Consider the following 8,696-nt stretch of genomic DNA (forward strand, 5'->3'; position numbering starts at 1 on the left):
GCCGCGCCCGGTGTTTTCGTTGGCGCCGGGGCTGCCACGCCTTTAACCGACCGCTGAACAGGGATTGTCCGACCATGGCCAGCCAGCAACAGGCGCGCTACCGCCCGCAACAGATCGAAGCCCGCTGGCAAGAGGCCTGGGACAGTGCAGGGGTCTTCACCGCCCGGCGTGATCCGGACCGGCCGAAATATTACGTGCTGGAGATGTTTCCCTATCCTTCGGGGCGCATCCACATGGGGCATGTGCGCAACTACACCATGGGCGATGTGGTGGCGCGGTATAAGTCGGCGCAGGGTTTCTCGGTGTTGCACCCCATGGGGTGGGACGCCTTTGGCATGCCTGCCGAAAACGCCGCGATGGAGCAGGGCGGCCACCCGCGCGACTGGACCTATGGCAACATCCAGGTCATGCGCGACCAGATGAAGCCGCTGGGCCTGTCCATCGACTGGAGCCGCGAATTCGCCACCTGTGACCCGGAATACTACGCGCAGCAGCAGGCACTTTTCCTGGATTTCCTGGAGGCCGGGCTGGTCTATCGCAAGAACGCCGTGGTCAACTGGGACCCGGTGGACATGACCGTGCTGGCCAATGAGCAGGTCATCGACGGCAAGGGCTGGCGCTCGGGCGCCGAGGTGGAGCGGCGGGAGCTGACGCAGTGGTTCTTCCGCATCTCGGATTACAGCCAGGAATTGCTGGAGGCGCTGGACGGGCTGGACAACTGGCCTGAGAAGGTGCGCCTGATGCAGCGCAACTGGATCGGCCAGTCGCGCGGGTTGCAATTCGCCTTTTCCACCGTGGATGCGCCCGAAGGGTTCGACCGGATCGAGGTCTATACCACGCGGCCGGACACGCTGATGGGGGCGTCCTTTGTCGGCGTCTCGCCCGACCATCCGCTGGCGCGGCATCTGGAGCGCCATGACCCGCAGGTTGCCGCCTTTGTGGCCGAATGCCGCAAGATCGGCACCACCGAGGAAGCCCTGGAAAAGGCCGAGAAGCGCGGCTTCGACACCGGCATCCGCGTGCGCCATCCCTTTGACAACGATTGGGAATTGCCGGTCTACATCGCCAATTTCATCCTGATGGATTACGGCACCGGTGCCATCTTCGGCTGTCCCGCCCATGACCAGCGCGACCTGGATTTCGCGCGCAAATACGGCCTGCCGCACCCGGATGTCTTCTTCGCGCTGGAAGATGAGACGCCGGTGGACACCGTCGCCTTTGTCCCGCCCAAGACCGACCGCGTCCGCTATGTGCGCGGCTTTGCGGGCGAGGAGATCCAGACCGGCGAACAGGCGGTAGAGGCCGCCATCGCATTCTGCGAATCGCAAGGCGTGGGCTACGGTGTCACCCAGTATCGCCTGCGCGACTGGGGGCTTTCGCGGCAGCGCTATTGGGGCTGTCCGATCCCCGTGGTGCATTGCAACACCTGCGGCGTGGTGCCCGAGAAGAAGGAAAACCTGCCCATCGCGCTGCCCTATGACGAGGATGGCGCGCCCATTGATTTCTCGATCCCCGGCAACCCGCTGGACCGCCACCCCACCTGGCGCGATTGCGCCTGCCCGGCCTGCGGGCGCCCGGCGCGGCGGGAAACCGACACCATGGACACCTTTGTGGATTCGTCCTGGTATTTCGCGCGTTTCACCAGCCCCCGCGCCACCACCCCCACCGACCGGGCCGAGGCCGATTACTGGATGAACGTGGACCAGTATATCGGCGGGATTGAACACGCGATCCTGCACCTGCTCTATTCGCGCTTCTTTGCCCGGGCGATGGTGCAGACCGGCCATTTGTCGCAAATGTGCAAGGAGCCGTTCAGCGCGCTCTTCACGCAAGGGATGGTAACTCACGAAATCTACATGACTCGCGATGATCGCGGCCGCCCGATCTATCACGTGCCCGAAGAGGTGGAGGATGGAAAACTGAAAGCCAACGGCGTAACGGTTGAGGTCATCCCCTCGGCCAAGATGTCGAAATCCAAGAAGAACGTGGTTGATCCCCTGGCGATCGTCAGCGCCTATGGCGCCGATACCGCGCGCTGGTTCGTCATGTCCGACAGCCCGCCCGAACGTGACGTGGAATGGACCAGCGCCGGGGCCGAAGCGGCGTTCAAGCATTTGTCGCGCGTCTGGACGTTGGGCGAGCGGATCGCGGGGATGGAGGGTGGCACGTCAACGGAGGCCGACCGCGACCTCTTGCGCGCCATGCACCGCGCCATTGCCGATGTGACCCGCGCCGTTGACAACTTCGCCTTCAACAAGGCCATCGCCGAGCTTTATGCCTTCACCAACACGCTGTCGCGCAGCACCGCCAGCGGCGCGTCGCAGAAGACCGCCGCGCGGGTGCTGGCGCAACTGATGGCGCCGATGGTCCCGCACCTGGCCGAGGACCTCTGGGCCCGGCTGGGCGGGCAGGGGCTGGTGGCGCAGGCGCCCTGGCCACAGGCGGATCCGGACATGCTGGTGCAGGATACCGTGACCCTGCCGATCCAGATCAACGGCAAGCGGCGCAGTCAGATCGACGTGCCCGCCGACATGGCCAAGGAAGAGGTTGAAAAGCTGGCGCTGGCCGATGATGCTGTGAAAAAGGCGCTGGGCGGGTCGGCCCCGCGCAAGCTGATCGTGGTGCCGGGGCGGATCGTGAATGTGGTTGTCTGAACGCAGGGCGATGCTGACGGGACTGCTGGCGCTGCCGGTGGCGGCGGCCTGCGGCTTTTCACCTGCCCATGCCCCCGGCGGCCCCGGCGCCGCACTCCGGGGTCAGGTGCGCGCCGATGACCCGCGGAACGTGCGCGATTCTGCTTTTGTCGCCGCGCTCGAGGACCGTCTTGGCCGCCCGCAGGCCGCCCGGTTTGCGCTCTCGCATGATATCTCGGTGTCCGAAAGCGGCGGTGCGCGGATGCGGCGACTGGGTGACACGCGGTTTCAGGTCTTTGGCCGGGTGCATTTCGCGCTGCGTGACATTGCCAGCGATTCGGAACTCTACAGCGGCACCGTGCGTAACTTTACCGCCTATTCTGCCACATCGACCCAGCTGGCCACGCTGGCCGCGCAGGAAGATGCCGAACGGCGGCTGATGGTCATCCTGGCCGATCAGGTGGTTGCGCGGCTGCTTGCCGTGCTGGCGGATGTCGCGGCCCCATGAAACTGGCAGCGCGCGAGGTTGCGCGGTTCTGCGCCAAACCGGACCCGGCGCGGGCAGGGGTCTTGCTGTTCGGTGCGGATGCCATGCGGATTGCGCTGAAGCGTCAGGAACTGGTGGCGAACCTTGTTGGCCCCGAGGGGGAGGCCGAGATGCGCCTGGAACGCCTGCAGGCGGCGGGTTTGCGCGGGGATCCGGCGGCATTGGCCGATGCGATGCAGGCGCAGGGCTTCTTTCCCGGTCTGCGCGTGGTGCTGCTGGAGGATGCGACCGACCTGCTGGCGCCGGTGATCGCGCAGGTTCTGGCCGATTGGCGCCCCGAGGATGCACGGCTGGTGGTCACGGCTGGCAACCTCAAGCCGGCGTCCAAGCTGCGCAAGCTGTTCGAGGGGTCGAAAACCGCTCTGGCCGCGGGGATTTACGATGATCCCCCCGGACGGGACGAGATTCAGGCCAGCCTGAAGGCCGCGGGGCTGACCCGGATCGACACTGCCGCCATGGAGGAGCTGCTGGCGCTGGCGCAGGCACTGGACCCGGGGGATTTCCGCCAGACTGTGGAAAAGGTTGCGCTCTACAAGCTGGGCGATGACACGCCGCTGAGCCCTGATGACATCGCCGCCTGTGCTCCGCTCAGCACCGAAGCGGATATGGACAGCCTCTTTGACATGGTGGCCGAGGGCCGGGCAGGCGGTATCGGGCCGCTGTTGCGGCGACTGGAGGCGCAGGGCGTTGCCGCGGTTGCGCTGTGCATCGGCGCGGCGCGGCATTTTCGCACCCTCTTTGCCGCCCATTGCGACCCCCGCGGGCCGGTCGAGGGTATCCGCAACATGCGCCCGCCGGTGCATTGGAAACGGCGCGACCGCATGACCGCCCAGGCCCGGGCCTGGGAGCGCGCCGCGCTGGAGCGGGCGCTGGCGGCGCTGACGGAAACCGATCTGGCCTTGCGCTCGGCCACCGAGGCCCCCAGCATGGCGGTCATGGAGCGGGCGCTGATCCGCCTGGCCATGCAGCGGCGGCGCTAGGGGCATGTGGTTGGCCCTTGCCCGCGCCTGCAGGCCGCCGCGCTTGAGGGATCGACCCAGGAGGAGCATCGCGTGTATACTGTGATCGGAAGGGCCAATAGCCGCGCCACCCGCGTATTGTGGCTGCTGGAGGAGCTGGGCCAGGGATATGAGCATGTCCCCGCCGCGCCGCGCTCCGAAGGGGTGGTCAGCTTCAACCCGGCGGGCAAGGTGCCTGTGCTGATCGAAGACGGCACACCGATCACCGATTCGACGGCAATCATCCAGTATCTGGCCGACAAGCACGGCGGCTTCACCTATGCCGCCGGAACGCTGGACCGCGCGCGGCAGGACAGCATGACGCAATTCCTGCTGGACGAGTTCGATTCGGCCCTGTGGATGGCGGCGCGGCACAGTTTTGTCCTGCCCGAGGAATTGCGCCAGACCGCGATCAAGGAATCGCTGAAATGGGAATTCACCCGCAGCCAGAAGACCCTGGTGCGCCGCATGGGCGAGGGCCCCTTTCTGATGGGACAGGACCTTACGGTGCCGGATATCATCCTGACCCATTGCGGGATCTGGGCAAGGATTGCCAAATTTCCGATTTCCGAGCCGCGCTTGGCCACGTATCTGGAATCGATGCTGCAGCGCCCTGCGCTGCGAAAGGTGCTTGAGCAGATGCCCTGAGCATCAGGCCCTGGGCGCAGCACGGAAAGGGACAAAACCGTGCTGCGCCGTTCGGGGCCTACCCCTCGCGCCTCCTGGGGGCCGATACCGGTCGGACCTCCTCATGTCCGACTGGCATGACGTATCACTAAATGCACCTTTGCGCTGCAGCTTTGACGCAAATCAATGTCCTGCGCGGGATCGACGGTCAGCCTTGGACATGCCTTGCGCCCCATGGATGGGGTTCATGGCCGGGTAACACCTAAGGAGGCCCCATGACCGACGCAGACACACCGCATGTCATCTGGTTCGACGATCTCAGGCGCGGGGATGTGCCGCTTGTCGGGGGCAAGAACGCGTCCCTGGGGGAAATGGTGCAAACCCTGACGGCCAAGGGGATCTCCGTTCCGCCCGGCTTCGCCACCAGTGCCGCCGCCTTTCGCGGCTTCATTGCCAGCAACGGGCTGGAGGCGCCGATCGCTGACTGGTTGCAGCGGCTGGAAGACGGGCGCATGACCCTGCCCGAGGCGGGCGCCGCGATCCGCAAGGCGATCATCGCCGGGCATTGGCCTGAGGATCTGGCCGCGGCCATCGTCGAAAACTACCGCGCGCTGGGCCGGCGCACCGGGCATGATGCGCCAGCGGTGGCGGTGCGCTCCTCGGCCACGGCCGAGGACCTGCCCGAGGCCAGCTTTGCCGGCCAGCAGGAGACATTCCTGAATGTGCGCGGGGAAAAGGCGCTGCTGGCGACGTGTCGGCGGTGCTATGCCTCGCTCTTCACCGACCGGGCCATCACCTATCGCCGGATCAACGGGTTCGAGCATGACAAGGTGGCCCTGTCGGTGGGGGTGCAGATGATGGTGCGCGCCGATACCGGGGGCGCGGGGGTGATGTTCTCCATCGATACCGAAACCGGGTTCGACAAGGTGGTGCTGATCAACGCGGCCTGGGGTCTGGGGGAAAACGTGGTGCAAGGGTCAGTCAGCCCGGATGAATACCAGGTGTTCAAGCCGTTGCTGGAGGACCGCGCGCTGAAACCGATCGTGCACAAGACGCTGGGCGCCAAGGAACGCAAGATGATCTATGCGGGCGCCGAAGGGGGCGAGACCCGCAATGTGCCGACCGCGCGCGCCGAACGAGGGCGGTTTGTGCTGAATGATGACGAGATCCTGGAACTGGCGCGACAGGCCTGCGTGATCGAGGATCACTATGGCTGCCCCATGGATATGGAATGGGCGCGCGACGGTGATACGGGCAAGCTCTATATCGTCCAGGCTCGCCCGGAAACGGTGCAATCGCGGGCCGAGGCGGGCAAGATGCTGAGCTATACGGTGCATGAACACGGCCCCGAGATCCTGCGCGGGCTGAGCGTGGGCGGGGCGGTGGTCAACGCGCCGGTCTGCCTGATCGAATCGGCCGCCGATATCGGCAAGTTCCGCGACGGCGCGATTCTGGTGACCTCGATAACCGACCCGGACTGGGTGCCGATCATGAAGCGTGCAGCAGCGATTGTCACCGACAGCGGGGGGCGGACCTCGCATGCTGCCATCGTCAGCCGGGAACTGGGGCTGCCTGCGATCGTGGGCTGCGGAAATGCCACTGAATTGCTGCATGACGAGCAGGTGGTGACCGTGTCCTGCGCCGAAGGGGATGAAGGGATCGTCTATGACGGAACCTCGGATTTCAGCGTGGAAGAGATCGACCTGGGCGCTGCGCCACAAACACATACGAAGATCATGTTGAACATGGCCAACCCGGCTGCGGCCTTCCGCTGGTGGCGCCTGCCGGCCGAAGGTGTGGGGCTGGCGCGGATGGAATTCGTGATTTCGAACGCGATCAAGGTGCATCCGCTGGCCCTGATCCGGTTCGATCAGATCCGGGATGAGGCGGTGCGCGAGGAGATCGAGGATCTGACCCGCGGCTATGGCGACAAGCCCGATTACTTCGTGGACAAGCTGGCGCGTGGGTTGGCACGGATTGCTGCGGTCGCCTGGCCGAAGCCGGTGATCGTGCGGATGAGCGATTTCAAGACCAATGAATACGCGGGGCTTCTGGGGGGCGCGCAGTTCGAACCGCATGAGGAAAACCCGATGATCGGGTTTCGGGGGGCCTCGCGCTATTATTCGCCGGATTACGAGGACGGGTTTGCGCTTGAATGCGCCGCCATGGCCAAGCTGCGCAATGAAATGGGTTTTTCCAATGTGGTGGTGATGATCCCCTTCGTGCGCACCCTGGACGAGGCGGACCGCGTGCTGGAGGTCATGGCCAGGGCAGGGTTGGAGCGCGGGCGCGACGGGCTGGAGGTTTTTGTGATGTGCGAGGTGCCGTCCAACGTGATCCTGGCCGAGGGGTTTGCCAGGCGGTTCGACGGGTTTTCCATCGGATCGAACGACCTGACGCAACTGACGCTGGGTGTGGACCGTGATTCAGGCAAGCTGGCCGATCTGTTCCGCGAACGGGACGAGGCGGTGATGTGGATGATCCGGCATGTGATCGATGCGGCGGGCAAGGCGGGGGTGAAGGTGGGGCTGTGCGGTCAGGCGCCCAGCAATGACCCGGAATTCGCACGGCTGCTGGTGGCGGCCGGGATCGATTCGATTTCCGTGACCCCGGACAGTTTTCTGGCGGTGAAGGGCCATGTGGCGGCGGCCGAAGGCAACGGCTAGCGCGGGCGCGGCCCCGGCGGCGCAGGCTGCGCCTGCCCCGACCGCGCCCGCCCCGCGTGCCCGAAGGGACAGCTTGCGGGCGTGGTTCAGAGCAACCCGGTGGCACGGAAGCTGAGTTCGCGTTCCTTGCCGATGATCAGGTGGTCATGCAGCGTGATGGACAGCGCCTCGGCCGCGGCTTGGATGCGCCCGGTCATGGCGATATCGGCCTCGGACGGGGTTGGATCGCCAGAGGGGTGGTTGTGGACCAGGATCAGAGCCGAGGCATTGAGCTCAAGCGCGCGGCGCACCACTTCGCGCGGGTATACGGGGACGTGATCCACGGTGCCGCTGGCCTGTTCCTCATCGGCGATGAGGATGTTCTTGCGGTCCAGGAACAGGACCCGGAACTGTTCGGTTTCCCGATGCGCCATGGCCGTGTGGCAGTAGTCGATCAGCGCGTCCCACGATGAGATCACGGGGCGGTGCATCACGCGCGCGCGGGCCATGCGGGTGGCGGCGGCCTCGACAAGTTTCAGTTCAAGTACAACCGCATCGCCGACGCCATCGATGTCGCGCAGGCGCGCGGCGGGGGCGGTGATGACGCGGTTGAGATCCCCGAAAGCGTCCATCAGGCGCCGGGCGAGCGGCTTGACGTCCTGGCGGGGAATGGCGCGGAACAGGATCAGTTCCAGCAATTCATATTCCGGCATGGCGCCCTGGCCCCCGGTCATGAAGCGTTCGCGCAGCCGTTTGCGATGATCGCGGATATAGGATGGGAGCTTTCCAGCCACGGGTTCGACCGGCACAGAGGAGGCCGTTGCCCCAGCGGTATCGGGCGCAAAGAGCGGCATGGCAGTATCGGAGAATGCGGAACGCTGGCGTGGCATGATGCGACAGTGCCAAAAGATTGGTGAAAGAATGGTTAACAGAACCGGGGCATCGGTGAATTCACCATACCGGAAGGCGCCCGGGCCTTGGCATGGAGGCCAAGGGATATTCTGTCTGGAAAGGGGACCCGCGGCGCATTCAGACGGCCGGTCCGGGAGGAACGCCGCGGGTCGACGGGGGCAGGCGGGCGGTGGGAGCTTGTGCCGCTTCTCTTTCCTGTCGCCCCGGTGCACAGGCGCCGACTGCGGCGCCTGTGCCTGGTCGTCTGGTCAGTCCAGCTTCCCCATTGCCTTGAGGACGGCTTCTCCGAGGGTTGCGGGGCTGTCTGCGACGGTTATGCCTGCGGCTTTCATGG

Annotated in this window: 6 protein-coding genes; 5 read left to right on the forward strand and 1 reads right to left on the reverse strand. The window is 65.5% G+C overall.

Going from position 1 to position 8,696, the window contains the following annotated elements; all coding sequences use genetic code 11:
• Positions 1-74 precede the first annotated feature (74 nt).
• The 5 genes from leuS to ppsA all read left to right on the forward strand — a co-directional run bounded on the left by leuS (position 75) and on the right by ppsA (position 7,471).
• A complete protein-coding gene (gene leuS / locus HUK65_RS15025) occupies positions 75-2,654 on the forward strand; it encodes a leucine--tRNA ligase (RefSeq protein ID WP_179907092.1) in 2,580 nt (859 codons plus the stop codon).
• Positions 2,655-2,664: 10 nt separating this feature from the next.
• Entirely contained in the window at positions 2,665-3,141 is a 477-nt protein-coding gene (gene lptE, locus HUK65_RS15030; RefSeq protein WP_179907093.1) for an LPS assembly lipoprotein LptE, read from the forward strand.
• Positions 3,138-4,160 (forward strand): DNA polymerase III subunit delta, encoded by a 1,023-nt coding sequence (holA, locus tag HUK65_RS15035; protein ID WP_179907094.1) that lies wholly within the window; start codon positions 3,138-3,140, stop codon positions 4,158-4,160. The genes lptE and holA overlap by 4 nt, the downstream gene beginning before the upstream one ends.
• 72 nt (positions 4,161-4,232) lie before the next feature.
• On the forward strand, positions 4,233-4,826 hold the full coding sequence (locus HUK65_RS15040) for a glutathione S-transferase family protein (protein WP_179907095.1): 594 nt from the start codon (positions 4,233-4,235) through the stop codon (positions 4,824-4,826).
• Positions 4,827-5,080: 254 nt separating this feature from the next.
• Positions 5,081-7,471, forward strand: a complete 2,391-nt coding sequence (gene ppsA, locus HUK65_RS15045; RefSeq protein ID WP_179907096.1) for a phosphoenolpyruvate synthase — start codon at positions 5,081-5,083, stop codon at positions 7,469-7,471.
• A gap of 86 nt (positions 7,472-7,557) precedes the next feature.
• On the opposite strand, the gene radC is transcribed toward ppsA, so the two are convergent.
• Positions 7,558-8,340 (reverse strand): RadC family protein, encoded by a 783-nt coding sequence (gene radC / locus HUK65_RS15050; protein ID WP_179907097.1) that lies wholly within the window; start codon positions 8,338-8,340, stop codon positions 7,558-7,560.
• Positions 8,341-8,696 lie beyond the last annotated feature (356 nt).

The sequence above is a fragment of the Rhabdonatronobacter sediminivivens genome (assembly GCF_013415485.1).
GTDB lineage: Bacteria > Pseudomonadota > Alphaproteobacteria > Rhodobacterales > Rhodobacteraceae > Rhabdonatronobacter > Rhabdonatronobacter sediminivivens.